The 24018-nt window shown below is 61.9% G+C and carries 17 protein-coding genes and 1 pseudogene; 2 read left to right on the top strand and 16 right to left on the bottom strand.

The window, feature by feature from the left end:
- Positions 1-857: 857 nt before the first annotated feature.
- Together ACYQ2T_RS03480 and ACYQ2T_RS03475 are read left to right on the top strand one after the other, a co-directional pair.
- A complete protein-coding gene (locus ACYQ2T_RS03480) occupies positions 858-1607 on the top strand; it encodes an anaerobic ribonucleoside-triphosphate reductase activating protein (RefSeq protein ID WP_459898470.1) in 750 nt (249 codons plus the stop codon).
- The gene (locus tag ACYQ2T_RS03475; protein ID WP_459900081.1) at positions 1507-3531 is read left to right on the top strand and encodes a ribonucleoside triphosphate reductase; all 2025 of its coding nucleotides are present in this window, start codon (positions 1507-1509) and stop codon (positions 3529-3531) included. The genes ACYQ2T_RS03480 and ACYQ2T_RS03475 overlap by 101 nt, the downstream gene beginning before the upstream one ends.
- Before the next feature lie 101 nt (positions 3532-3632).
- Here ACYQ2T_RS03475 and ACYQ2T_RS03470 read toward each other — a convergent pair whose 3' ends face one another.
- From ACYQ2T_RS03470 to ACYQ2T_RS03395, 16 genes and pseudogenes are all read right to left on the bottom strand, one after another.
- On the bottom strand, positions 3633-5654 hold the full coding sequence (locus tag ACYQ2T_RS03470) for a methyl-accepting chemotaxis protein (protein ID WP_459898468.1): 2022 nt from the start codon (positions 5652-5654) through the stop codon (positions 3633-3635).
- 212 nt (positions 5655-5866) lie between these two features.
- A complete protein-coding gene (locus ACYQ2T_RS03465; protein WP_459898466.1) occupies positions 5867-7279 on the bottom strand; it encodes a sigma-54-dependent transcriptional regulator in 1413 nt (470 codons plus the stop codon).
- Positions 7280-7463: 184 nt separating this feature from the next.
- Complete coding sequence (locus ACYQ2T_RS03460; RefSeq protein WP_459898464.1) at positions 7464-8321, bottom strand: damage-control phosphatase ARMT1 family protein; 858 nt, start codon at positions 8319-8321, stop codon at positions 7464-7466.
- A gap of 18 nt (positions 8322-8339) precedes the next feature.
- On the bottom strand, positions 8340-9026 hold the full coding sequence (locus tag ACYQ2T_RS03455; protein ID WP_459898462.1) for a flagellar brake protein: 687 nt from the start codon (positions 9024-9026) through the stop codon (positions 8340-8342).
- Positions 9027-9127: 101 nt separating this feature from the next.
- A complete protein-coding gene (locus ACYQ2T_RS03450; protein ID WP_459900080.1) occupies positions 9128-11038 on the bottom strand; it encodes a methyl-accepting chemotaxis protein in 1911 nt (636 codons plus the stop codon).
- 339 nt (positions 11039-11377) lie between these two features.
- A pseudogene (locus tag ACYQ2T_RS03445) lies at positions 11378-11740 on the bottom strand (hypothetical protein); the annotation flags it as partial.
- Between the two features lie 464 nt (positions 11741-12204).
- Positions 12205-12963 carry an ATP-binding protein gene (locus ACYQ2T_RS03440; RefSeq protein ID WP_459898460.1) on the bottom strand — a complete coding sequence of 253 codons (759 nt, stop codon included), beginning with the start codon at positions 12961-12963 and terminating at the stop codon, positions 12205-12207.
- A 194-nt stretch (positions 12964-13157) separates the two neighbouring features.
- Positions 13158-14546: a multiheme c-type cytochrome gene (locus ACYQ2T_RS03435; RefSeq protein WP_459898458.1), complete on the bottom strand. Its 1389-nt coding sequence runs from the start codon at positions 14544-14546 to the stop codon at positions 13158-13160.
- A 43-nt stretch (positions 14547-14589) separates the two neighbouring features.
- On the bottom strand, positions 14590-15147 hold the full coding sequence (locus tag ACYQ2T_RS03430) for a cytochrome c3 family protein (RefSeq protein ID WP_459898456.1): 558 nt from the start codon (positions 15145-15147) through the stop codon (positions 14590-14592).
- Between the two features lie 174 nt (positions 15148-15321).
- Positions 15322-16941: a hydroxylamine reductase gene (gene hcp, locus ACYQ2T_RS03425; protein WP_459898455.1), complete on the bottom strand. Its 1620-nt coding sequence runs from the start codon at positions 16939-16941 to the stop codon at positions 15322-15324.
- A gap of 311 nt (positions 16942-17252) precedes the next feature.
- The gene (locus ACYQ2T_RS03420; protein ID WP_459898453.1) at positions 17253-17777 is read right to left on the bottom strand and encodes a PH domain-containing protein; all 525 of its coding nucleotides are present in this window, start codon (positions 17775-17777) and stop codon (positions 17253-17255) included.
- A gap of 16 nt (positions 17778-17793) precedes the next feature.
- Positions 17794-18477, bottom strand: coding sequence for a Crp/Fnr family transcriptional regulator (locus ACYQ2T_RS03415; RefSeq protein ID WP_459898451.1), 684 nt, complete (start codon positions 18475-18477; stop codon positions 17794-17796).
- A 67-nt stretch (positions 18478-18544) separates the two neighbouring features.
- A complete protein-coding gene (locus ACYQ2T_RS03410) occupies positions 18545-21676 on the bottom strand; it encodes an efflux RND transporter permease subunit (protein ID WP_459898450.1) in 3132 nt (1043 codons plus the stop codon).
- The gene (locus tag ACYQ2T_RS03405) at positions 21673-23037 is read right to left on the bottom strand and encodes an efflux RND transporter periplasmic adaptor subunit (protein WP_459898448.1); all 1365 of its coding nucleotides are present in this window, start codon (positions 23035-23037) and stop codon (positions 21673-21675) included. The genes ACYQ2T_RS03410 and ACYQ2T_RS03405 overlap by 4 nt, the downstream gene beginning before the upstream one ends.
- A 66-nt stretch (positions 23038-23103) precedes the next feature.
- On the bottom strand, positions 23104-23745 hold the full coding sequence (locus tag ACYQ2T_RS03400; RefSeq protein ID WP_459898447.1) for a TetR/AcrR family transcriptional regulator: 642 nt from the start codon (positions 23743-23745) through the stop codon (positions 23104-23106).
- Positions 23738-23953 (bottom strand): hypothetical protein, encoded by a 216-nt coding sequence (locus ACYQ2T_RS03395; protein ID WP_459898445.1) that lies wholly within the window; start codon positions 23951-23953, stop codon positions 23738-23740. The genes ACYQ2T_RS03400 and ACYQ2T_RS03395 overlap by 8 nt, the downstream gene beginning before the upstream one ends.
- Positions 23954-24018: the final 65 nt, after the last annotated feature.

Below are 24018 nucleotides of genomic sequence, written 5' to 3'. Positions count from 1 at the left end.
ACAAACACACGGGAATTCCAGACGTTCCCTAGTATAGAATATACATACCGTTTTTTGTCAATGTTTCGGCCAAATCTGCCTGTCCGGCGGTGGCTTACGCCACCCCCTGCTCCCTCCATCCACAAGAACAGTGCTATTCCAATACGTTGCGGACTTGTCCACACCGCCCGGCCTCGGCCCAAAGGCCTACGCAGCGCACAGGCCGCCTTGATTTATGACACTTTTTCCTGCGTGGTCATCAACAGCTCCCCGTTGAGAATGCTTTTCAACACCCTCCACTCTCCCCCACAATCAGACAAAACCATCCACACCCATCCGGAGTGCGCACCATCCATGCCCGCCGCGCGCGCACTTTCCTGCACCTTCGGCGCGCAGGGCGCTGTCGGCAATCTTACACTTTCCACACGCCAAAGTTTATCCCCTGCTATTCCGGCATGTTAAGAAATATACCTTGTGGACAACCATGTGGATTTTCACCCCTTTTGGGCCCATTTTTTCTAAAACGCATGAAATACTTGCGTTTTCGACTAACCCGTCAGTTTTCCAACACCCCTTTACCTCATGGCGCTTTTGGACTATGCTTCTAGAAATTATCTGCTTTTCATAAGCACTTCAAATTACTACTGATTTTCTTCCTCTTCGAGGCGTTTCGGCACTGGTGAACCCGGTGCGAATCCGGGGCGGTTCTGCCCCTGTAACCCGCGCCGCCGCTGGCGGACATGGCGACCACCACACCGCCACCCAGCAGCCCCGCGGGAAGCCAGACCACGGTCCGAAGCACTCTAAAGAAAACGAAGCGCCAACGCGGCGCGTGGCGGCTTCGTGTCTAACTCTCCAACGCGTTAGGAATGCAGTACATGCAACCCTGGAAATCCGTTCGTGGCTTTGAACGCTTTAGCTTGTGCGACTGGCCGGGCAAAACCTGCTGTGTCATCTTTCTTGGCGGGTGCAATTTGCATTGCCCCACCTGCCACAATGCCACCATGGCATGGCACCACGAAACGCTGCCAACCCTCGACCACTCCGCCATGATGCGCTTTTTGCAAAACCGCACCAAATGGCTGGACGGCATCACCATCACCGGCGGCGAACCCACCACCGTGGACGGTCTGGAGACCATCCTCGCCGACATTCACGCACTGGGCTATGCCATCAAGCTCGACACCAACGCCATGAATCCCGGCGTGGTGGCCGACATGCTGGCGACGGGCTACGTCACCACCTTTGCCGTGGACGTCAAAGGCCCCTACGAAAAATACCCGGCCCTTACCGGCAACGCCGTCTCCGCCGAAACGGCGCAGCACAATGTTGAGCGTATTTTCGCCATGGCGCAGGACAACCCCGGGCGCTTTTATTTCCGCACCACCCGGGTGCCCCTGCTCACCGATACGGACATCGAAACGGTCCGCGGGTACCTGCCCGCCGGCTTCCCCCTCACCGAACAAAAATACATAGAACCTCGGAGGACGTCAGATGCCCAGACAGATTCTGAAACGGGACGGATGCATGGAGACGTGGTCACTGGAGCGGATTGCGAGTGCCATCCTGAAGGCGCTGCAAGCCAACGGGGTGAAGGATCCGCTGCTCTCCAAGCGACTGGCTCGTAAGGTCGAATCCAAGCTGAGCGGCATCGAAGTCGCCGAGCAAGAGCACGTGCAGGACCTCGTGGAGCAGGTCCTGATGGAATCCCGCATGTACGGGGTTGCCAAGAAATATATCATCTACCGTGAACGCCGCCGCGAACTGCGCGCCCATGACAACGCGTATCTGGACGTCAAGGACACCATCGACACCTACCTGTCGAAGGCGGATTGGCGCGTGGCGGAAAACGCGAATATGTCGCACTCCTTTCAGGGGCTGATGCTGCACTTGTCCGGTTCCATCCAGGCGCGCTATGCGCTGGAGAAGTATCCGGAAGAAGTCCGTCAGGCGCATGAGCACGGCTATTTTCACATCCACGACCTGTCCTTTGGCCTCGCCGGATACTGCGCAGGCTGGAGCCTGCGCGACCTGCTGCTGGAGGGCTTCAACCTTGAGGGCCGTTCCTGCGCTGGTCCCGCACGGCATTTTGACTCCGCCCTTGGGCAGATGGTCAACTTTCTCGGCACGCTCCAGAACGAGTGGGCCGGGGCGCAGGCCTTCAACAACGTGGACACCTACCTCGCGCCCTTTATCCGTCACGACGGGCTGGACTACGAGCAGGTGCGTCAGGCCATGCAGAAGTTTGTGTTCAACCTGAACACCACCTCGCGCTGGGGCGGCCAAAGCCCCTTCACGAACATGACCTTTGACCTCGCCTGCCCCAAGCACATCCGCGACGAGGCCGTCATCATTGGCGGCAAGCTGCAGGACGCCACCTACGGTGACTTCCAGCAGGAGATGGACTGGATCAACCGCGCCTTCCTTGAGGTTATGCTCGACGGCGACTACCACAAGCGCATTTTCTCCTTCCCCATCCCCACGTACAACATCACGGCGAACTTCCCGTGGGAATCGGAAATCGGCGAATTGCTCCTGAAGCTGACGGCCAAGTACGGCGTACCCTACTTCCAGAACTTCATTAATTCCGACCTGGACCCCGAGGACGTGCGCTCCATGTGCTGCCGCCTCAAGATGGACCTGCGCGAACTGCGCAAAAAGGTCGGCGGGCTGTTTGGCGCGGGCGACCTGACCGGCTCCATCGGCGTGGTGACCCTGAACCTGCCCAAGCTGGCCTATCTGGCGCAGGGCGAGGAAGACTTCCTCGACATCATCACCGAGTACGCCACCATGGCGCGCGACTCGCTGGAGTTCAAACGCAAGCTCATCAACGACAACCTTGAGCGCGGCATGTTCCCGTGGTCCCAGCGCTACCTGAAAAATGGCTTCGACGGCCACTTCTCCACCATTGGACTGGTAGGCGGCCATGAAGCCTGCCAGAACCTGCTGGGCAAGGGCATTGAAACCGAAGCAGGCACCCGCCTGATGCAGCGCGTGCTGGAGCACCTGCAGGAGCTGACCTCCCACTTCCAGGAGGAGACCGGGCACCTGTACAATCTGGAAGCCACCCCGGCCGAGGGCACCAGCTACCGCCTCGCCAAGATTGACAAGCAACTGTACAAGGAAATCAATTCCTCGGGCAACGGCGTGCCGTACTACACCAACTCCACGGCCCTGCCCGTCGGCATCTCCAACGATGTTGTGTTCGCTCTGGAGCATCAGGACATGCTCCAGCCGATGTATACCGGCGGTACGGTGTTCCACACCTACCTTGGTGAAGCCGTCTCCGACACCACGGCCCTCAAAAACTTCATCGTCAAAACCTTCACCAATACGAAGCTGCCCTTCCTGTCCATTACGCCCACGTTCTCCATTTGCAACGAGCATGGGTACATTGCCGGAGAGCACTTCACCTGCCCCACCTGCGGTCAGGACGCCGAGGTCTACACCCGCATTGTCGGGTACTACCGCCCCGTGTCCCGTTGGAACAAGGGCAAGCAGGCGGAATACGACGACCGCGTTGTGTTCCACGAAGTCTGCGACCGCTGCTAAACGCGGCGCACTGTAAAAGAGACGCGGCCCCGGCACATCTGTGCCGGGGCCGCTTTTTTGTCGCCATGCCACGCTCTGCGCGGTATGCGCATGCCTGACTACTAGAAGCGCTCGAAGTCGTCGTCAGCGTCACTGTCCATATCAAGGGCGACGCCGCTGCCGCCGGACCCACCGGAGGATGCCCCGCCGCCACCGGACGACTTGGGCTTGGACCCGCCGCTGATGGGCTTGGCCGCGCTAAGCTGACGGTTGGGACCTGCCGAACGCGACGGCAACGCGCGGGATGCGCCGGAGCCGTTGCTCTTCAGCTTAAAGAACGCCATGGTCTGCTGCAGCTGTTCGGCCTGGCTGGACAGTTCCGTCGACGTAGACGCCATTTCCTCGGCTGCGGCGGCGTTTTGCTGCACCACCTGATCCAGCTGCTGGATGGCCTGATTAATCTGCTCCGCGCCGGAATTCTGCTCGTTACTGGCGGCGGCAATTTCCTGCACCAGCTCGGCGGTGCGCTTGATGTCCGGCACCATCTTGGACAGCATATTCCCGGCCCGTTCGGCCACTTCCACACTGGAGGACGACAGTTCGCTGATTTCCGCTGCGGCGGCGCCACTGCGCTCGGCCAGCTTGCGGACTTCGGCGGCCACAACGGCAAAGCCCTTGCCGTGCTCGCCCGCGCGGGCGGCCTCAATGGCGGCGTTGAGGGCCAGCAGGTTGGTCTGCCGCGCAATTTCCTCAATGATGGAAATCTTGTCGGCAATCTGCTTCATGGCTTCCACGGTGTCGATAACGGCCTTCCCGCCGGTTTCGGCGTCCGTAGCGGACTGGATGGCCATTTTTTCGGTTTCAAGGGCATTTTCCGCATTCTGGCGGATGTTGGCGGTCATCTCTTCCATACTGGAGGAGATTTCCTCAACGGATGCGGCCTGTTCCGTCGCGCCCTGCGACAGGGACTCGGACGAAGCCGACAACTGCTGACTGCCGGACGAGACGTTCTCGCCCGCGCTTTGGACGTCGCCCACCACTCCAGCCAGACGCTTCAACATATTCTTCAGGGCGTCGGCCAGTGCGCCAATTTCGTCGCGCTGTTCCAAATCAATGCTTGCATCAAGGTCGCCCTGCGCAATGGTCTGGGCAAAGTGCACGCCCTTGCGCACGGGGACCGTAATCGCCCGCGTGATGAGGAAGGCGGCCAGTATGCCGATAACACCCGCCACACCAGCGCCGGTGAAGACCATGGAGTTGGACGACGCCATCTGGGCGTCCATCTTCATCTTCTGGTCATCGCGCGCCGCAATGCACACGCTGCGCGCCTCTTCGGCGGCGGCGACCATGCGCTCCGTGGCTTTCTCCTGTTCACGCATCTTGCTCACATATTCGTTAAAGGAGGCGTAATACTTGCTCACGGCCTCCTCAACGCCCTTTGCGGCCTCAATGTCCACAGGGTCCTTGAAGATGGTTTGCAATTCTTGCGCCTTGCCAACAATGAACTCCACATTTTCCGACACCATCTGGAAGTAGCGATCCTCACCAGTCAGGATGACTTCCTTCTCATTCTTGCGGGCATCCTTAAACTGCTGGATGAAGGTTTCCGCCACATCAGCGTTGGCCAGCTTGGCATTGAGTTCTGCCACGGATGCGGTTCCGGATTCCTGCATTTCGCGGAACTTGCTTTTCTGTTCGGCGCTGATTTTCTCGCACTGGATGAGAGCTTGGTCCGCAAGGGCGCGCATGGTGTTCATAATATCATCGCGTTCTCCTTGCAGAGACACGTATTCCTCAAACACATCGGAATAGCTTTGCACCTTGTCAGTGATGGCGTCGGCCTGCTCAATGTTCACGGGATCGCTGAACATGGAGCGCAGCTCCTTGGTGTCGGATAGGATTGTTTTGAACAGCTTGGCCTGTTCGGCCTTGGACGCCTCATCCTGGTCCATCATGTACTGGGTCACATGCAGGCGCGCTTCAAGCAGGTCCTTGACGATGCGGTTGACCCCGTCGGCCTTGACCACCCGTTCCCCAACGGCGGACATGCCCCGAATGCCAACCATCGCCACAACGACGGTGAGCACAAGGACCACACAGAATCCGAGACTCATTTTGATGCCGAGCTTCAAGTGTTTAAACATGAAGACCCCTCCGGTTTATTGGTCCGGCCCGCGACCACACGGGCATGCGAACGCCACGTCCTGCCACTGCATCATCAAGAAGTGTTCCAAATATTGATCATACTCTACCCATTGCATTTCAGCATTTTACAGAGAAGCACCCTGCACACCGCCTGCGCTCACTGCGCACAGTGCGATAAAATCACACTGCATTGCGAAAAAATCGCAAACCGCTACAGGCCTTCCCGCCGCCAATACTGCCGCAACAGTTGGTAGAAGCGTGCGCTTTTCAGGCCGGAGAGGGCCATGGCCCGTTTGGCGTCGCCCTCCACAAACGCCATCAGCGAGCGAATATACCGCCGCTCCGCGTCCTCCATGACCATGCGCCGGTACTCCTTCCACGGCTGACCGGGAAACACCTCCACCGCATCGCCGCCGCATGGCGCGGATTGCTCGGCCTGCGCAGTATCGCCCACGGCGCAGCGGGCATACCGGACCTTGAATTCCACGGGCAAATGATGCGGGTACAGCGTTGGCTCGCTCCCCGCCGCAAGGGCCGCAGCGCCCAGCACCTGCCGCAGTTCGCGCACATTTCCCGGCCAATCCGACGCCGCCAAAACGCCCAAAAACTCCGGGCTGGCCCCCTTCACCGGCTCCCCGGCCTCATGCGCCAGCCGCGCCAGCAGATACACGGCCAAAGAGGCAATATCCTCACGCCGGTGCCTCAGCGGCGGCAGCCGCAACACCAGCGACTTGAGCCGAAAAAGCACATCATCGCGGAACGCGCCCGTGGCGGTCATCACGTCGAGGTCGCGGTTGGTCGCGGCGATAAGGCGGAAGTCGCTCTCCTCCTCGTGCGAGGCCCCAACGGGCCTAAAGCGCCGCTCCTGCAACACGCGCAAAAAAGTGGACTGCACATCAAGGGGCAGCTCCCCCACCTCGTCGAGGAAAAGCGTGCCGCCGTGCGCCTGCTTGATGAGTCCCGCGCGGGTCATGTCCGCCCCGGTGAACGCGCCGCGCACATGCCCAAAGAGCAGACTCTCGGCCAACCCCTGCGGCAACGCCGCGCAGTCCACCACCACAAACGGACGGCTGGCCTGCGCCGATGAGCGGTGGATGCACCGCGCAATGAGATCCTTGCCGGTTCCTGTTTCGCCGGTGATGAGCACGTCCGCCCGCGTCTGCGCCGCGCGCGCCGCCTGCTCCAAGCACTCGCGCAGTGCCGGGCTGCTGCCCACAATGTCGCATCCATGCAGGCGCGGCGCACTGCCCGAATCGCGCTGGCCCCGGTACTGGAGCGCCCGGCGCAGGGAGTGCGTCATCCGGTCCAGCGAGCAGGGCTTGACGATAAAGTCCCACGCGCCGCCGCGCATGGCGCGTTCGGCCACGTCGGGGTCGTTTGCCCCGGTCAGGACGATGACTTCCGGCCCGCCATGCCGCCCCCGCAGCGCAGGCAGCATGGCCAGCCCATCGCCATCAGGCAGGCGCACATCCAAAATAACAATATCAAACGCCTGCGCCGTGCTGGCCGCACGCGCCCGTTCGCACGACGCCGCCGCCGTGATGTCGTGCCCCTGCCGCGTCAGGGCATTTTTCATGTAGTCCCGAACAAACGGGTCATCGTCCACGACCAGAACCCGCGCCATACGCCTCCCCTTGGTGCTCCATACGCCGTATACTGGGCATGGATAGTGACCTTGTATTCTACCGCATCTCTGCCCCTGCGCCAACGCCTGTGCGATTTTTTCGCACTGCCGCCGCGCAGAAAAAAAGCGCCCCGGCATCGCCAAACGATGCCGGGGCGCTCAGGGCGCAGTCTCCTTGAGAGTGTCAGGAGGATTCGTAATGCAGCATGCTCGTTCCCTGCGGCACGCCGCACAGGCCCGCCACCTTGGGGCACTTGGCCTTAAAGGCAAAAAACGCGTCGGCAAAATTATCGCGCAGGGCCTCAAAATTGCCCTGCCCCTTACTCAGCACCACATCCACCGACGCCATGCGGTCCACAAAGCCCGGCGCGCAGCGCTCCAGCACCGTACCCGGCGTATCCACGCCCGAGGAGACCACCTCGCACAGGTCCGTCATACCCACAAGGCGCGCGTCCTGCATGGTGGCGTCGTTGATGATGGGGACGCCGCGCACCACGTAGGTCACCTCGCACCCGGCCTCGGCCAGCTGGCGGACCAGCAGGGTGTCAAAGGCGATTTCCCCGGCGTTGTCGCCCAGAATCATGACGCTGGCCCCCGGAGTGAGGCGCTGGCGGAGCATGGCGTAGGTGGTGTCGTCCACAGCGCCGATATCCTCGCGCGACAGGGCGTCCTCCACATCCACCACCAGCTGGACGCCCGCGTCCATGTAGTTGCCGATGATGGACACGCCAAGGGCGGCCCGCAGCGGGTCCGCCTGCTGACGCACCAATTCCTCCAGCCGGGGCAGCAGGCGCATGGCCTGCATATTGGATTGCTCCTTGTACCCGCGGAAGGGGTCCACATCGCCAACAGAGTCGGCCAGCAAGGCGTACAGCCGCCCGGCCAATGCCGGGGGCGACAAGGTGAGGTCCAAATTGGCAAATTCCGCCGCCCACTCCTGTACTACACGCTGGTGAATATCCTCCCGCGCGGGCGCGGCAAGGCGCGCGCCTTTCAGCGCCTGCGTCAGAAAACACGGCAGACAATCAAGTGATGTATGCATTCGCTCCTACTTTCCGGGCTATTCCATGAGATAATCGGTCACATTCTCCACATAGCTGCTGATGGCCTGACGGTGTTCGTCGTCCATCTCCTGAAACATGAGGCCTATATACATCCGATTTTTATGAAGGGAAATGTTCTTCACCTTGCCCGTCAGGGCCACGGGCATATCCGTGCCCATCATGGTAAAGGTCAGCTCCACCTTTTCATCCACGGAGAACGACGGCAGGCCGTTTTCATCCTCCTTGGAATCCAGCACCAGCTGACAGCCGCCAGCGCTGAGGTTCAGCATCATGCCCGTCACACGGATGTACTGCCCATCGCTGCCTTCCCCGCCAAGCTCAATGGGCAGAAAGCAGTCCACGCGCTGGGCCTTGCGCAGGTTCAAAGATTCGATGGTCTTCGGATATTTGAGAAACAGCAGCCGGTACGGCGCAGACAGGTTCCACACCACCTCGGACCCAAAGCCATACACCTGCCCCTCATGCAGATAGCGCACCGTCACGGGCTTTTCCACGTACAGGAAGTCGTTAAGCCCCGGTATCCTCGGCACCTTCACGATGAGGTAGCTGCCCCGGACCATGCCCACAAAGTCCGACTTGAACCTGTCGCCCATACCGGCGGGTTCCACCAGAATCTTCGTGCCGATGCTGATGTTCAGCATCGCGGCGTCGTGCGTTTCCGAGCCTTTTCGTTGCTGCGCCACTCGTTATCTCCCGGTCTTTTGGGGGAAGGCAGGAGCGCGCCGCGCCCCTGCCTGTGTCCTACGCCAGTACGGCGGGCGGCGCGCCACCCAGCCCTGCGCGGTCAGTACCGCTCAAACGCCCCTGCCCCATCCGGCGCATCCTCACCCTGTGGCAAGGCCTGCGCCGCTTCCGCGCCGGACCCGTTAACCTGGAAAAAGCCCATGGTCCGCCGCAATTGTTCGCTCTGTCCCGCCAGTTCCTCGGATGTGGACGCCAGTTCCTCCGAGGCCGAGGCGTTTTGCTGAATCACTTGATCAAGCTGCTGAATGGCCTGATTAATCTGCCCAGCCCCGGCGTTCTGCTCCTCGCTGGCGGCTGCGATTTCCTGCACGAGGTCCGCCGTCTTGCGGATTTCCGGAACCAGCTCCTTCAGAAGTTCTCCGGCCTGTTCGGCCACACTGACGCTGCGTTCAGACACCTCGCTGATTTCCGCGGCCGCCTGCCCGCTGTGCTCGGCCAGCTTGCGCACCTCCGAGGCCACAACGGCAAAGCCCTTGCCATGCTCACCAGCGCGCGCGGCCTCGATGGCGGCGTTTAGCGCCAGCAGGTTCGTCTGCCGGGCAATGTCCTCCACGATGGTGATTTTCTCCGCAATGTCGCGCATGGCCTGCACGGTTTGCTCCACAGCGCCGCCGCCATCCTGCGCCTTTTGCGCCGCGCCTGCGGCCATGCCTTCCGTGGCGCGGGCGTTTTCGGCGTTCTGCCGGATATTGGCCGCCATCTGCTCCATGCTGGACGACACCTGCTCCACGGACGCGGCCTGCTCCGTTGTCCCCTGCGACAGGCTCTCGGACGACGCGGACAGTTCCTCACTGCCTGCGGCCACATTATCCGTGGCGGACTGCACATCCCCCACAATCTCCCGCAGGCGTCCGGCCATATCGCGGAGCGCGGCGGCCAGCTGCCCCACTTCGTCCTTTTGATCCACATTAAGGGTTGCGCCAAGGTTGCCGCGCGCCACCTGCTGGGCAAAGTCCACGCCCTTGGTCAGCGGCCGCGCAATGCCCGTTGCCAGCAGAAGCGCCACCACCACAAGCACGGCCGCAATAATCAGCCCCGTGTACACCACAGACCACGCCAGCGCGCGGATAGGGGCAAGCACCTCCGCGTAGTCAATTTCCGCAATAACAGCCCACGTCGCCCCGCTCACCTGCACCGGGGCATAGGCGGAGAGCACATCGTTGCCGTTGTAGTCCTTGATGACTTCGTCTCCTTCCTTGCCCGACAGCGCTAGCGCCACGGCCTTGGTGTCGACACCGTTTTGGGCCACCGTTCCGGCAAAGGACGCCAGCACGCTGTGCCCCTCCGGGTCCAGAAAGGAATCCGAGCGCATCCGCTTATCCGGTCCCACAAGGTAGGTTTCTCCGGTCTCCCCCATGCCCTCACGCTCCTGCATAATGGCATTGATGGACGACAGCGACACCTGAAGCGCAATAACAAGCTCCACCTTGCCGCCATGCACGATGGGCTGGGCAATGAAGGCCGCCGGTTCGCCATCACTTGGCGCGTACGGCGCAAAGTCCGCCATGCCGAAGGTTTTGGTCTCCATCACGCGGCGAAACAGCTCCCCAAGGTTGGAGTCCGCATATTCGCCGTCCATGAAATTCGTCCTATAGTCAGCCTCCTGCGCCACGGTGTAGAAGGCGTCCCCCTGCGGGGTGAACAGGAACAAATCGTAGTAGCCGTACAGTTCCACATAGCGCTTGTAGAAATAGGTGCCGTCCTCATCCTTGGGGCTGAAGGCTTCGGCCACGTCAATGTCCGCCAAAATCGCCCACGTATGCCCGCCAACCTGCACCGGCGCAAAGGCGGACAGCACCGGATTGCCATTGTAGTCGCGCACCACATCTGCCCCGGTTTCGCCCTCCAGCGCGCGGCGCACAGCCTCGGTCCGCACGCTGCCCTGCTGTGGATTGGCAAAGGACGCCGCCACGGAGTGCCCCTGCGGGTCCAAATACGAATCCGAGCGCATCAGGTAGTCCGGACCAACAAGGTACACCTCGCCCGTTTCGCCCATGCCGCTGCGCTGCTCCATGATTTCCGCCACAGCCAGCGATGACACCTGCGCCGCCACCACACCGACAATGCCGCCGTCGGCGCTATGGATGGGCGCGGCCACAAACTGCGACGGCAATCCCCCGCTTGGAGCATAGGGCCGCATCTCGGACAGCACGGCGCGGTTTTCCTCCATGGCCCGCGTCCACACATCACGCAGGGGGGAGTCCACCTCACCCACCCGCTGGGCAAAGTCCGCCTCCTTGGCAACGGAGTACACCACATCGCCATAACGCGGCCCCAGCAGGAACACGTCGTAGTAGCCGTAGGCGCTGACGAACGTTTCAAACATTTGCGCAAAGCGCTCGTGCACCGCGAGGTACTGCGGCGGGGCCACAAAGCGCCCTTCCCCCTCGCCCCGCATCTGCGCCTGTGGGTCAAAGGCGCGCACAAAGGCCGTGTACGCCTGCGCTGTGGCGGGGTTTTCCGCCATGACGGTCATATCGCTGAGGCGTTCGGCAAAGAAGCGTTCAATCTGCTGCTGGCGCACATCACGCACGGAGCGCAGTTTGGTCATGGCCTCGCGGCGCAGCGTGGCCGCGGTTTCCGCAAGGACGCCGGCATCCCCCTGCCGCTCCGCAAAGTAGCGTGTGATTTGCGCCTTTTTTATCTCGCGCATGGAGCGAAGCTGCCCATACGATTTTTCCATAAGTGCCTGTGTCGCCTTGTTTGATGCCCACCACCCGATGAACAGTAGCGGCACCAACCCCGCACACAGAAGCAAAAGCGTCAGCTTCGGCTTCATCTTGATGTTCGCGAGCAAACGCATGATTGGCCCCCTTTGACCTAAGCTCCGTGCCAGCGGCACGCGTATCACAGTCCCCCAACTTCGGATGGTAGCACAGCATGGTGGATTCTCACAACGTTGGCGGGGGTTGTGGGAGTGGGGGCGGGCTAGGGGCGGGAGATGGGGTGGGTGGTGGCGGGTGGGTTGATGGCGAGCGGTGGAGGTGTTGCGCCATGGTTCAATACCTCCGGTGGCTTAAGGATTTCATCCTTAAGAATCCTTATGTATGGGGAGGAAAAAGGACGCCCCCGCTCACGGGGAGTGAGCGGGGGCGGTGTGTGCGGGGGGAAAAGGAATTAGGTGGATTCGATGACGTCGCCGGTTCGGGTGACCGTGACCTCGTTATAGACCACGCCGCTGCCGGACATGGTGATGCCATCCTTTACGGCGCGTGGCAGGCCCTGGCAGCACGGCACTTCCATGCGCACAACCGTCACGCTGCGTACCCGCGCCGTGGAGAATATTTCGGCGAAGCGCTGGGCGTATTGCGCGTCGTCAAACTTGGGGCAGCCGATGAGGACAACCTTGCCGCGCACGTAGCGGTCGTGAAAGTTCGGCATGGCGACCGGGGCGCAGTCCGCCGCCACCACAAGGTCCGCGTCGTTCAGGAACGGCGCATGGGGCGGCACAAGGCGAATCTGCACAGGCCAGTGGGAGAGCTGGCTTTCTGGCGTATCCGTACTGGCCGGAGCGGCGGAAGAAGGCGTCATATGCTGGAGCGCCGCGCCGGGGCAGCCGCCGGAGGGCTTCAGGGTTTGCATGGCGCTTCCCGGACAGCCGCAGGCGAGGGGGGATTCCTGCTCCTTGGTGCGGGCCACATGGGCCATGGCGGCTTCCTCATCAAAGGGGTCGGCCTCGCGCTCCACAATGTGCAGGGCGTCCTGCGGGCACTCGCCAAGGCATGCGCCAAGGCCGTCGCAGTACATATCCTTCACCACCTTGGCCTTGCCATCCACGATGGCCAGCGCGCCTTCGGCGCAGGACGGGATGCACTGCCCGCATCCATCACACAGGGATTCGTCTATTTCAATAATCTTTCGGATGATCTTACTCATGGTCTATTCCTCCTCGCCGCATCCGGCGCACATTTTCGCTGGTTCGTGGACGGGCCTTTCGCCCGCCGTGTGAACCCATAGTGCCCGGAGTGGTCCCCCGCCGCCTTGACGCATGTCAAACAGGGGCGACAGAGGCGAAAAAAAGCCCCCCTTCCGCCACCGGCGAAAGGGGGGCCAGTGCCGCAGGTGAGGCGTTATTGCTTGTTGAAGATTTCGGGCGGACGCGTGGTGTCGCCGCCGGTGTTCGGGAACGTGGGATACACGTACGCCTTCTCGCCAGTGTCGATGAGGTGGTTGGCCCCTTCCATAAACCGGTTGAAGCGGTGCTTGCACTCATAGAACCCGTGCCACCATGCGTAGTCCGGGGCCATCATGCCAGCGCCCATGCGCGCTCTGCGGCCCTCGTGGTGCCACAGTTCATAGTATTCCACTTCCAGCTCTTCGTCGAAGAAGGTCTCCTTGCTCAGCAGACCCTTTTCGTACAGCTTGTCCAGCATGGCCTTGGCGGGCTTGAAGTAGGCTTCGTTGTATTCCTCGACGGCCTTGTCGAAGTCCACATAGAAGTCGTTCACCCACTTTTCGCCGTGGCATTGCTGACAGATTTGGCTCATCTTGTCGCGCTCGGTCTTCCAGTCCGTCTTGGCCGGGAAGGGCTTAAAGTCCTGCGGGCGCACCGTCAGCGGGGCCTGCGTCTCCCACGACAGCCGTTCGGTCACGTCGTGGCTGGTCTTCACATTGCCCGAGCCGGACATATGGCACGACGCACACGTCGGGCCGCGGTAATCCACGCCGGGTGTCCACGTACCGGGGGCGGAATCCCATGTGTATTCGTCGCCGAAGGTGTTGTAGATGTCGCCGTGCTTGGATTCCGTGTAGATTTCAATCTGCGGATGGTCCGGGCCAAGGTGGCACTGACCGCAGGCTTCCGGCTTGCGCGCCTCCATCACGGAGAAGCGGTGGCGCGTATGACAGCTGGTGCAGCTGCCAAGGGAGCCGTCCATATTCACGCGGCCAACGCCAACGTTGGGCCACGTGGCCGGGTCCAGCTTGCCGTCCTTCATCTTGAGCACGGTGCCGTGGCAGTAATAACAGCCCGTCTTGCGCTCGTTGTCGGAGTTCATGCCCTTGTTCAGCCACGGGTCCAGCTTCCACATGATTTCCACAGTGTTGGCGTGCTTGGAGCGGCTGTACTGCTTCACCTCGTCAGGATGGCAGCGCGAACAGTCCTTAGGCGTCACCACACCGGCGACGGGCACGCGGTATTCCCTGCGGCCCCATGGTGAATCGCTGTTTTCGTACTGTTTGAAGTGCTCCTGACTGATGTCCTTGTCCACAGGGTCGGCAAGGTGGCAGTCCAGACAGGTAATGCCCGCGTTCGCATGGCGGCTGCGCGCCCAGTCCGCAAACAGGCCCGGGTGCTCCACCTTGTGGCACTCAATGCAGGCTTCGGCCTGCTTGGGCATGCTGCGCTCCAACCGGAATTCGCGCGCTTTTGGAAAATTCTGCGCCCACGCCGCAATGGCGAAGCCCCCCACAAGCGCGGCGGCCACGACGACGGTTCCCCATACTCTTCGTGTGTTCATAGCTCCTCCGTCAGCTGGGTCCGAATAGCATCCACATCCTCATCTACAACCCGGCCAATGAGGCATCGGGCCGCAATTGCTTAAAGTCATAGAATGGCCGCTCGTTATGGACCAAGTCTCTATGACAATCGACGCACTTCTTCTCGTAGCCCGGGCGCGCGTAGAGCACCGTCCGGTGCGCCAACATGGCCCCGCGCTTGTCCGGAATATACAGAATATTGCGGTGGCACTTCTGGCACTGGGCGTTCTTGAAGGATTTGTAGGCCTTTTCGCGCTGCACGGCGTTGTCGTAGGCCTCCGAGCCTTTGACAAAGTGCAGCACCACGTCGCGGATGCCGTGGGCCGTTTTCATGTAGAAAAAGTTCACGGTGTCCTGCGGGGCGGGGAGGTGGCAGTCCATACAGTCCGCCACGGCCCCCTGGCCGTTGTTCACGTGGCTTGAGGTCCGCCATGTATTGTAGGCAAATTCGATTTCATGACAGGATGCACAGAATTGAGGCGTGGAGGTTCTGACCATTGTATAATACGTCAGACTAAAGATCGGAAATGAGATAAGGACACCAAAAACGACCCAAAGCGTCGGCTTTGTCCACTTTCTCATGGATACACTCCCTGAGATATATTCATTCCTTCCCTATAAAAAACACACTGTATACCGTTATACATATCAAAATACCTCCCGGCCACCCTTTTGCAGACTTTTTCTCACCACAACGCAAAACGGCCCCGCACAAGGTGTGCGGGGCCGCGGTATTCATGCTGGAAAGGGCCGTGATTAGCCGAGAATGGCCTTCAGGTCCTCATCCGGGGTGGCGATGGGCTTGATGTCGTAATTCTCCACCAGAACGTTCAGCACGTTGGGGGTCAGGAATTCCGGCAGCGTCGGGCCAAGGCGGATATCCTTCACGCCAAGGTACAGCAGCGTCAGCAGGATGGCCACGGCCTTCTGCTCGTACCACGACAGCACCATAGACAGCGGCAGGTCGTTCACGCCGCAGTCAAAGGCCTCGGCAAGGGCGGTGGCGATGCGGATGGCGGAGTAGGCGTCGTTGCACTGCCCCACGTCCAGCAGGCGCGGAATGCCGCCGATGTCGCCCAGCTGCTTGTCGAAGAAGCGGAACTTGCCGCAGGCAAGGGTCAGCACCACGCAGTCGTTTGGCACCTTTTCCACGAACTCGGTGTAGTAGTTGCGTCCGGGCTTGGCGCCGTCGCAGCCTGCCACGAGGAAGAAGTGCCGGATGTCGCCACTTTTCACGGCGCTGATGACGGTGTCCGCCACGCCCATGACGGCGTTGCGGGCAAAGCCGGTCATCACCGCGCCCTTGTCTTCCTCGGCGGCAAAGCCGTCCATAGCCAGCGCCTTGTCAATCACGGGCCCAAAGTCGCCGTTGGTGACGTGCTGGGCACCGGGCCAGCCCACAAGGCCGGTGGTGTAGATGTTGTCCATGTAGCTGGGCATGGGCTTCTGGATGCAGTTGGTGGTCATGAGAATAGCGCCGGGGAAGTCCGCAAACTCGCGCTGCTGGTTCTGCCACGCCGTGCCGTAGTGGCCGTAGAAATGCGGGTACTTCTTCAACTCGGGGTAGCCGTGACAGGGCAGCATTTCACCGTGGGTGTACACGCTGATGCCCTTGCCCTCGGTCTGCTCCAGAACATCGCGCAGGTCCTTGAGGTCATGACCGGAGACGAGGATGGCCTTGCCCGCACGGTGGCCCAGCGGCACGCTGGTGGGCACGGGATGGCCGTAGGAGGAGGTGTTCGCATCGTCCAGCAGTTCCATGACCGCAAGGTTTACTTCGCCGGTCTTGAGGGTAAGGCCCACCCAGGCGTTCAGGTCAAGGTCCTGATAGATGGCGGCCAGCCCCTCATGCAGGAAGGCGTAGACTTCGTCACTTTCCTTGCCGAGGATGCGGGCGTGGTCGGCGTAGGCGGCAACGCCGCGCAGGCCAAAGAGCACCGTATGCTGCAGGGAGCGGATGTCGTCGTTTTCGGCGTGGTCCACGGTCAGCCCGCAGCGCTCGCCCTCTTCGGACAGGTCCGCACCGGCGCGGGGGGTGAAGGTCACGGCCCCTTCGGTGTACTGGGCGCGGCCACCAGCGGCGGCGACCTTTTCAATAAGGCCCTCACGCAGACGGACGGCCTCGGGCATAAGCCTGTCAAACCGCGCGGGGTCAAAATTCACGTTGGTCAGGGTAGAGAACAGCCCGCTGGCCACGAAACGGTCGGCGTCAATGTCGGTCACGCCCACGCGCCGCCCTTCCACGGCAACCACGGCAATGCCGCGGAGCAGGTAGGTCAAAAGGTCCTGTAGGGCCGCAACGTCCGGCTGCTTGCCGCAGACGCCAACCTTGGTGCACGAGCCTTTGGCACGCTGTTCACACTGATAACAAAACATAGGTCCCTCCTTTTCGGGATGGTGGTGGTCGTGTTTGCCTTTCCACACTTTTCTACCCGTAGAGGGGAACAGGAACTTTGACCTACGTCAATTGGGCCGAATTCGTTGCGTTTTTTCTTGCGCCGGATGCGGGAAACCAGCACTGCGGGAGCCGCCGCGCAGGCCGCCAACCGCCCGAAACCCCAGCGCCTGTGCGGGCTGCGGCCGACATGAAACAGTCAGCCCTCTCCCCACTCATCAGGCCGGAAAAAAGCGAAAAAAAAGCGCCGGAGCGGTTGCCCCGGCGCTTTTCTGCGTGATTTTCAGATGCGTTAGCCGTCGTGCACGGGAATGTATTCCCGCACGGCCTCTGCGAGTTCGTCCACGTCCTTTGGCCCCAGTACATAGAACAGGTCCGGGGTTTTCAGGCACAGGACGCGCTTTGAGCGCGAAACCACCACGGCTTCACGTCCGGCGGGCAATGTAAACATGCCGGAGCGGTAGCCGAAGTAGGCCATGCAGCGGTCCTTCTTCATGGGGGCAAGGGTTTCGTCCGTTTCAAGGTCGGTGACAAAGGCGCGGGTCACCTTGTCCAGCGTCACGCTGGCGCGCAAAAACGGCGGGGCCTCAACGAACACGCGGCCCTCATCCACCATAACGCGGGTGCGGGACGGATTGATATAGAGCATGTACCAATACAGCGCAGTGATGGGCACCGCTACAGCCAACAGACAAATGCCGGTCCACATGATGCCGGAGCGGAAGCTCCACACCGTGGCGGCAGTGACGGCGGCGACAAAGACCAGCAACAGGCCGATCACCACACCGCGCATGGGTACGGGAAAAATCTTGGTCATGAAAAATCCTCTTTGTTCACAGTCTTTCCTCGCCCGAAGCAAGCAGCTCCAGACGGTCCGTCTGCTTCAGCGTGATAAAACGCCCGCGGACCTCAATAAGCCCGGCGTCGTTCATCCGCCTCAAAACGCGGGAGAGCGTCTCCTGCGCCGTGCCGAGAAGGCTTGCCAGATGACCCTTGGCTATGTCCAGTTCCAATTGCTCGGCGCCGCCACTGCGTTCGGAAAGATCGAGCAGGTAGGCGGCAAGGCGCTGGGGCGTTTCGCGCAGGGTCAGGTTCTCCAGCTTCACGGTAAAGCGCCGCAACTTCATGGCCATAGCGGCCAGCATATTGAAGGCCACGCCCGCCTCGCGCTCGATGAGCCGGTGCAGGGCCCCGCGCGGGAAATACAGCACCCGCGAAGGACGCGTTGCCTCGGCATTGGCGGGAAAATCCCCGCCCTCGAACACCGGCACCTCGGCAAAGGGTTCGCCCGGACCATAAATGTGGATAATCTGCTCGCGTCCCTCGGGGGACAGCTTAAAAATCTTCACCTGTCCTTCAAAGACAACATAAAAGCCGTCGGCCCTATCGCCCTCCACGAAGATGGTTGCGCCCTTGGCAAGGCGCGTCTCCACGGCGATATCGGCCACGGCGTCGAGCTGCCCGGATGACAGGCCGCGAAAGAGCGACAGGTCGGCGATGAAGTCCCGCTTGTGCATGGCTACGATGTCCTCCGAGGGGCGTTGTAGCACCAGTTGGGCCGGGGGGCAAAGGGGCGCGCGGCCCCTACTCGCCCGCGCCCTCCTCCCGCACGTGCGTGGTCAGGCCAAAGTCCGCAAGGATGGCATACAAGGCCGGAATAACAAGGAGCACCAGCACCGTGGACGCCAGCAGGCCAAACACAAGGCTGATGCACAAGGGGATAAGAATCTGCGCCTGTAGGCTGCGCTCCGTCAGCAGCGGCACAAGGCCCATAATGGTCGTCATGGACGTGAGCAGCACGGCCCGGAAGCGCGCCCGGCTGGCCTGCCGCGCGGCATCCACCACATCCATGCCTTGGCGCAGGTGAATCTTGATGAACTCCACCAGCAGGATGGAATCATTGACCACCACGCCCGCAAGGGAGACAAAGCCCATGATGCTGGGCATGGCCAGTTCCTGCCCAAAGAGCAGATGCCCCCACACCACGCCGATAAAGGCCAACGGAATGGTGGCAATAACCACAAACGGCTCATAATAGCTGCGGAACTGAAACGACAGCAGCACAAAAATGCCAAACACGCCGATGACAAGGGCCTTCATGAGCGACTTGCCGGTCCGTGCCCCTTCGCGCGCCTGCCCTTCCATGGCAATGCGCACGCCGGGGTGACGCTCCAGCATACCCGGGACAAAGCGCGCCTGCGTATCCGCCACAATCTCGCCCGCGTTGGCGCGCATAAAGTCCACCTCGCCCTGAATGGTCACCGTGCGGCGGGAGTTGATGCGTGCAATGCGCGCCCAGCCGCGCCCCTCGGCAATAACGGCGATGCTCCCCAGCGGGGCCTGCCCGCCGCCGGGCATGGTCACATGAAACGTATCAAGGTCCGCAAAGCTGTTCTGGTCCAACTGGTCGAGCTGCACGTTGACCTCGTAGCTCTCCGGCCCGTCCTGAATCTCCAGCGCGTCCACGCCGTAGAATCCGGCCCGAAGCTGGCGGGCGATGTCCGCCGCTGTCACGCCAAGGGCCAGCGCCCCTTCACGCAGGCGCACGCGGACCTCGGGCTTGCCGGGGCGCAGGTCGTCGGACACGTCGTACACGCCGTCATAGCCGCGCAGCCACGTCACAAGCTCGTTGGATGCGGATTTCAGTTCGTGCAGGTCACTGCCCTGCAAACGCATATCAATGGCAAGGCCGCCGGGACCGATGACCGGTTCCTTGTAGGCAATGCTGATGGCGTCCGGCTCCTCGCCGACCTCCTTGCGCCACAGGCGGGAAATCTCATCAATGGTGCCGTCGCGCTCCTCGGCGGAGAGCAGGTCCGCGCTGACGGTGACAAGGTGCGGGCCCACCTCGTGGGAGTCCGCATTGGTGGAGTACTGCACGTTGACGTTTTCGATGAGCTTTTGCCCATCCGGCTGCCGCGGGGCAAGCTGCTGCCCGACGCGGTGCAGGGCCTCCTCCACGCGCCCGGCCACGGCCTCGGTGCGCAAAAGGGGCGTCCCCTGCGGCAGCAGAACCCGCGCCTCCAGCACATCGCCGTCAATTTCCGGAAAGGCGCGCATCTTGAGCCGCCCGCCAGCCAGCATGCCGATGGACACCACAAACACCGCCACAACGCACCCCACCCACAGGTAGCGGTAGCGTACGGCCCAGTCCACACTGCGTCCAAGGCGGCGTTCGCGCATGCCCTCAAACCACGCATCAAAGCGCTGGCGGAAGGGGGACCGCTTGTCCTTTTCGTGCCCGTGCAGGGAGTGCGACAGATGCCGGGGCAGAATGCAAAAGGCCTCCACAAGGCTGACGCCAAGGGTGATGATGAGCACCACGGGCATCACCCACAGCACCTTGCCGATATCGCCCCGGATAAGCAGCGCCACGGTACCAAAGATAAGCACCGTGGTGGTGAACGACGAAAACACGCCCCGCGCCACCTCCACCGTGCCGTCCACGGCGGCGCGGTAGGCGCTCTTGCCGCTGCGCAGGTGCGAGGCGACGTTCTCGGAAATAACAATGGCGTCGTCCATAAGCAGACCAATGGCCATCAGCAGGCCCACCATGGAGATCATATTCAGCGACAGCCCCAGCCCATCCAGCACAAAGGCCGCGCCCATAAACGACACGGGCAGTCCCATGGCCACCCAAAAGGAAAAGCGGAACGTAAAGAACAGCCACATGGTCAAAAACACCAACACAAGGCCCTGCACGCCGTTGCTCACCAGCATCTGGAGCCTATCGCGCACGATTTTGGAGACATTGCGCGTGAGGGTGTATTCCACCGTGGGCGGGGCCTCGCGGCGCTCGCGGTCCACAAAGGCCTGCACCGCGTCCATAATGCGCAGGGAGTCCTCGTCCTTGGTCTTGCTGACCATGAGCAGGCCCGCGCGCTGGCCGTTGAACAGAATCTTCTGCTCGTCCAGCTCAAAGCGGTCCGTAATGCGGGCGATGTCGCCAAGGCGAATCTCCGCCCCGGTGGTGCCCGAGACCACGGTCAGGTTCTCGTACTCGCGCACGCTGCGGCGCTCATCGTCAAAGCGCACAAGGATGTCCGCGTCGCGCGTTTCCACGCTTCCTGCGGGCAGGTCCACGCTCTGGGCGGCAATGCGGTCCGCAATGTCCGAGACGCTCAGCCCGTACTGCATCAGCGTGCCCGCACGCAGTTCAATGCGGATTTGATGGTCGGAAAAGCCCTGAATATCCACCTGCGAAATCTGGGGGAGCATGACCATGCGGTCCTTCACGCCCTCGCAGTAGAGCTTGAGGTCCGACGCGGTCATCGGGCCGGTAACGGCCACGGACACCACCATGTCCGTACGCCCCAGCTGTTTGACCACCGGGTCCTCCGCCGTGTCGGGAAAGTCGTCAATGGCGTCGATTTCCGTTTGCACGTCGTTGAGGAACTGGGGCATATCGCCGCCCTCGACCATCTCCACCACCACACTGCCAAGGCCCTCGCGGGCCTCGCTGCGCACCTCGTACACGCCGGTCACGCTGTCCACGGCGTCCTCAATGCGCTGGCATATGGCGTTTTCCACTTCCTCGGCTGTAGCACCGGGATAGACGACGCTCACTTCCACCTCGGGCGCGGTGAAGTCGGGCAGGGTTTCGCGCTGCAGGTCCGACACCGTCAACACGCCAAGGAACAGGAATATCCCCATCAGCAGGTTGGCGGCTGTCGGGTGCGCGGTAAAGAATTCTACGGCGGGCTTGATGGCCTTCATCGGACCGCCCCCGCTCCGGTGGCCTCGGCGCGCACGCGGCTGAGGGCCTCATCATCCACACGCGGGTCAAGGAGCATGCCTTCCACCGCCGGAACAAGGTCGGTAATCACCACCTGCTCGCCGGGGGCAACCCCCTCCAGCAGGGCCGCAACGTCGCCCTGCACCATGTCCACACGCACCGGCCGAAAGCGCAGGCGGTTTTCGGCGTCCACCACATTCACGCGGCCCTCGCGCACGGCGGAGCGTGGCACCACGACGCGCTTGCCCCGCGGCTTCCCGCGCAGTTCCACTTCGCAGTACATGTTTTTGACCAGTGGCGGGCGCTCGCCGGGGCGCGCCTGCACGTAGGGGTTGTCCACCACCACGATAACGCCCACGGTGCGCGTTTGCGGGTCAATGGTATCGGACAGGCGCGACAGGCGCGCGTCCCATGCCACCGCCCCGCCTGGCAGGTCCAGCCGCACGGTGGCGTCCACACCGATGGCGCGGCGGATATCGTCCATATCGACGTGCTTGAGGGGAACAAGGGGCGCCTTGCCGGGGCTGAGCAGGCGCAGAAATGCGGCCAGCGGCACCTGCGCGGGCACCTCGGACGCGCCAATGGAGTCCGCCACAACCATCACCTGACCGGGCGAAACGTATTGCGTCTTCTCCACATTCACCGTGGCGATGCGGCACTCAAAGGGCGCGCGGATGACGGTGTGTTCCACATCGCGGCGGGCGTCCTCCAGCCGGGCGCGGGCGGAGTCCAGCGTAGCGCGCAGGCGCTGGCGCTCGGCGGGGATCAGGTCCAGCGTGCTTTGATAGGTCTGCACGGCGTTGCGCTGGCTGAGCCACGCGCGTTCCTCGCGGTCAAACTCGGAGCGGGAAATGGTGCCGCTTTCCAGCAGGCGGCGCTTGCGCTCAAGCTCCGCCCGGCTGATGGTGAGGGCCTCGGATTCCACGGTCAGTTGCCGCTCGGTATTGCGCTTTTTTTGGTCCAACTCACGCAGCTGGGCCAGTGCGCTTTGCACGTCGGCCTCGGCGCGCTGGCGGGCAAGGCGGTAGCTGGTGGGATCTATGCGCAACAGTTCCGCCCCGGCGGGCAGAATAGCCCCGGCATCAAGGCTGGGGTGTACAGCGACCACCTTGCCGCTAACCTCGGCCACGGCCTCCCACACCTGCGCGGGCTGCACGTTGCCATAGCCCACGGCGCGGGGCACCACGTCCACCTCCGGCGCGGGGATAACACGCACAGCGCGGGCAATCTCAGTCCCCTCCAGCCGCTGGGGCTGCTGCTTGGTCTTCACCAGCGCCACAAAAATAAGCACTCCGATGAGCACTACCGGAACAAGAAGCATCCGGCGCGACACCCTCTTCATAGTCCCCACTCCCTTCCCGTCCGCACTGCGGACGTGTTGCACACATCTCGTTCCATGGGCCGCGCCCTACTGGCCTGCGGGCGTCTCATCGGCGCTCTTGTCCCCGGCGGTTTCACCATCAGCAGGCTCGTCAAGAGACGGCGGCGTGATGAACAGCCCGGAGGTCAACATGGTGAACCATGTCCGCGCCACTTCGTTTGGCTCCTTGCCCTCGTCAAAGGTCTCCGGAACCATGTAGTTGTTGATGACCGCGCTGATGATGCCCGTAGCGATTTCCGGGTCAATGGAGGGGCGGATTTCGCCCTGCGCCACGCCCTTGCGGATAAGGGCCGTATAGCGCTGCAGCCCGCGGGCGCGCCGCAGTTGCACGCGCTCCCAAATCTGCGGGTACTCGCGCTTGAGGTCGCGCATAAAGGGCTGGGATATCTTGGAGGAAAAGGCAAAAATGCGGCGGTACACCGCGCCGAAGCAGTCCGTCACCTTGTCCGCGGACTCCATGGCCGTAAACACCTCGCCAAGGCGCTGCTCCATGGACCGCTGGACGTATTCGTCCACAAGGGCTTCCTTGCCCTGAAAGACCTTGTACAGCGTCTTCTTGCTCATCCCCAGTTCGTGGGCGATGTCATCCATGGTCACGCGGCGCAGACCATATTGCTCAAACTTCTCTGCGGCGACGGCCAAAATGCGTTCGCGGCGTTTCTCATCCATTGTGTTGTTCTCCTTTCACCGAGGAAACCACTTCCGTTTCCATAGTTTCCTTCACTTTTGCATGGAAACCATACCGGGTCAACAGGGTGTCAAAAGATACATCAACGCTGGCAAAAGGCAGGGCGGACAAGGCTTTTCCTCTGCCGCCAAATACAGGCGAAGGAAACTCGCGCCGCGATGTGGGTTTCGCGCCATTGACGGCGGCCATGGTAGGCACTGCGGCGTCACAGCCGCGTCTGACATTGCGATTGAGGGCGGTTACTTATATAACCA

This window comes from Desulfobaculum senezii (genome assembly GCF_054657395.1).
The sequence above is the reverse complement of the archived record's forward strand: the minus strand, read 5'-3'. Positions and strand labels throughout refer to the sequence as shown.

Excerpts from the sequence above, each read along its gene's own strand:
- ACYQ2T_RS03420 (WP_459898453.1), bottom strand. The coding sequence starts at position 17,777 with ATGACCAAGATTTTTCCCGTACCCATGCGCGGTGTGGTGATCGGCCTG.
- ACYQ2T_RS03450 (WP_459900080.1), bottom strand. The coding sequence starts at position 11,038 with ATGCGCTCGGATTCGTATTTGGACCCGCAGGGGCACTCCGTGGCGGCG.
- ACYQ2T_RS03400 (WP_459898447.1), bottom strand. The coding sequence starts at position 23,745 with ATGGATGAGAAACGCCGCGAACGCATTTTGGCCGTCGCCGCAGAGAAG.
- ACYQ2T_RS03470 (WP_459898468.1), bottom strand. The coding sequence starts at position 5,654 with ATGTTTAAACACTTGAAGCTCGGCATCAAAATGAGTCTCGGATTCTGT.
- ACYQ2T_RS03480 (WP_459898470.1), top strand. The coding sequence starts at position 858 with ATGCAACCCTGGAAATCCGTTCGTGGCTTTGAACGCTTTAGCTTGTGC.
- ACYQ2T_RS03465 (WP_459898466.1), bottom strand. The coding sequence starts at position 7,279 with ATGGCGCGGGTTCTGGTCGTGGACGATGACCCGTTTGTTCGGGACTAC.
- ACYQ2T_RS03410 (WP_459898450.1), bottom strand. The coding sequence starts at position 21,676 with ATGAAGGCCATCAAGCCCGCCGTAGAATTCTTTACCGCGCACCCGACA.
- ACYQ2T_RS03395 (WP_459898445.1), bottom strand. The coding sequence starts at position 23,953 with ATGGCCGCCGTCAATGGCGCGAAACCCACATCGCGGCGCGAGTTTCCT.
- ACYQ2T_RS03405 (WP_459898448.1), bottom strand. The coding sequence starts at position 23,037 with ATGAAGAGGGTGTCGCGCCGGATGCTTCTTGTTCCGGTAGTGCTCATC.
- ACYQ2T_RS03460 (WP_459898464.1), bottom strand. The coding sequence starts at position 8,321 with ATGCATACATCACTTGATTGTCTGCCGTGTTTTCTGACGCAGGCGCTG.
- ACYQ2T_RS03440 (WP_459898460.1), bottom strand. The coding sequence starts at position 12,963 with ATGAGTAAGATCATCCGAAAGATTATTGAAATAGACGAATCCCTGTGT.
- ACYQ2T_RS03435 (WP_459898458.1), bottom strand. The coding sequence starts at position 14,546 with ATGAACACACGAAGAGTATGGGGAACCGTCGTCGTGGCCGCCGCGCTT.
- ACYQ2T_RS03475 (WP_459900081.1), top strand. The coding sequence starts at position 1,507 with ATGGAGACGTGGTCACTGGAGCGGATTGCGAGTGCCATCCTGAAGGCG.
- ACYQ2T_RS03415 (WP_459898451.1), bottom strand. The coding sequence starts at position 18,477 with ATGCACAAGCGGGACTTCATCGCCGACCTGTCGCTCTTTCGCGGCCTG.
- ACYQ2T_RS03430 (WP_459898456.1), bottom strand. The coding sequence starts at position 15,147 with ATGAGAAAGTGGACAAAGCCGACGCTTTGGGTCGTTTTTGGTGTCCTT.
- hcp (WP_459898455.1), bottom strand. The coding sequence starts at position 16,941 with ATGTTTTGTTATCAGTGTGAACAGCGTGCCAAAGGCTCGTGCACCAAG.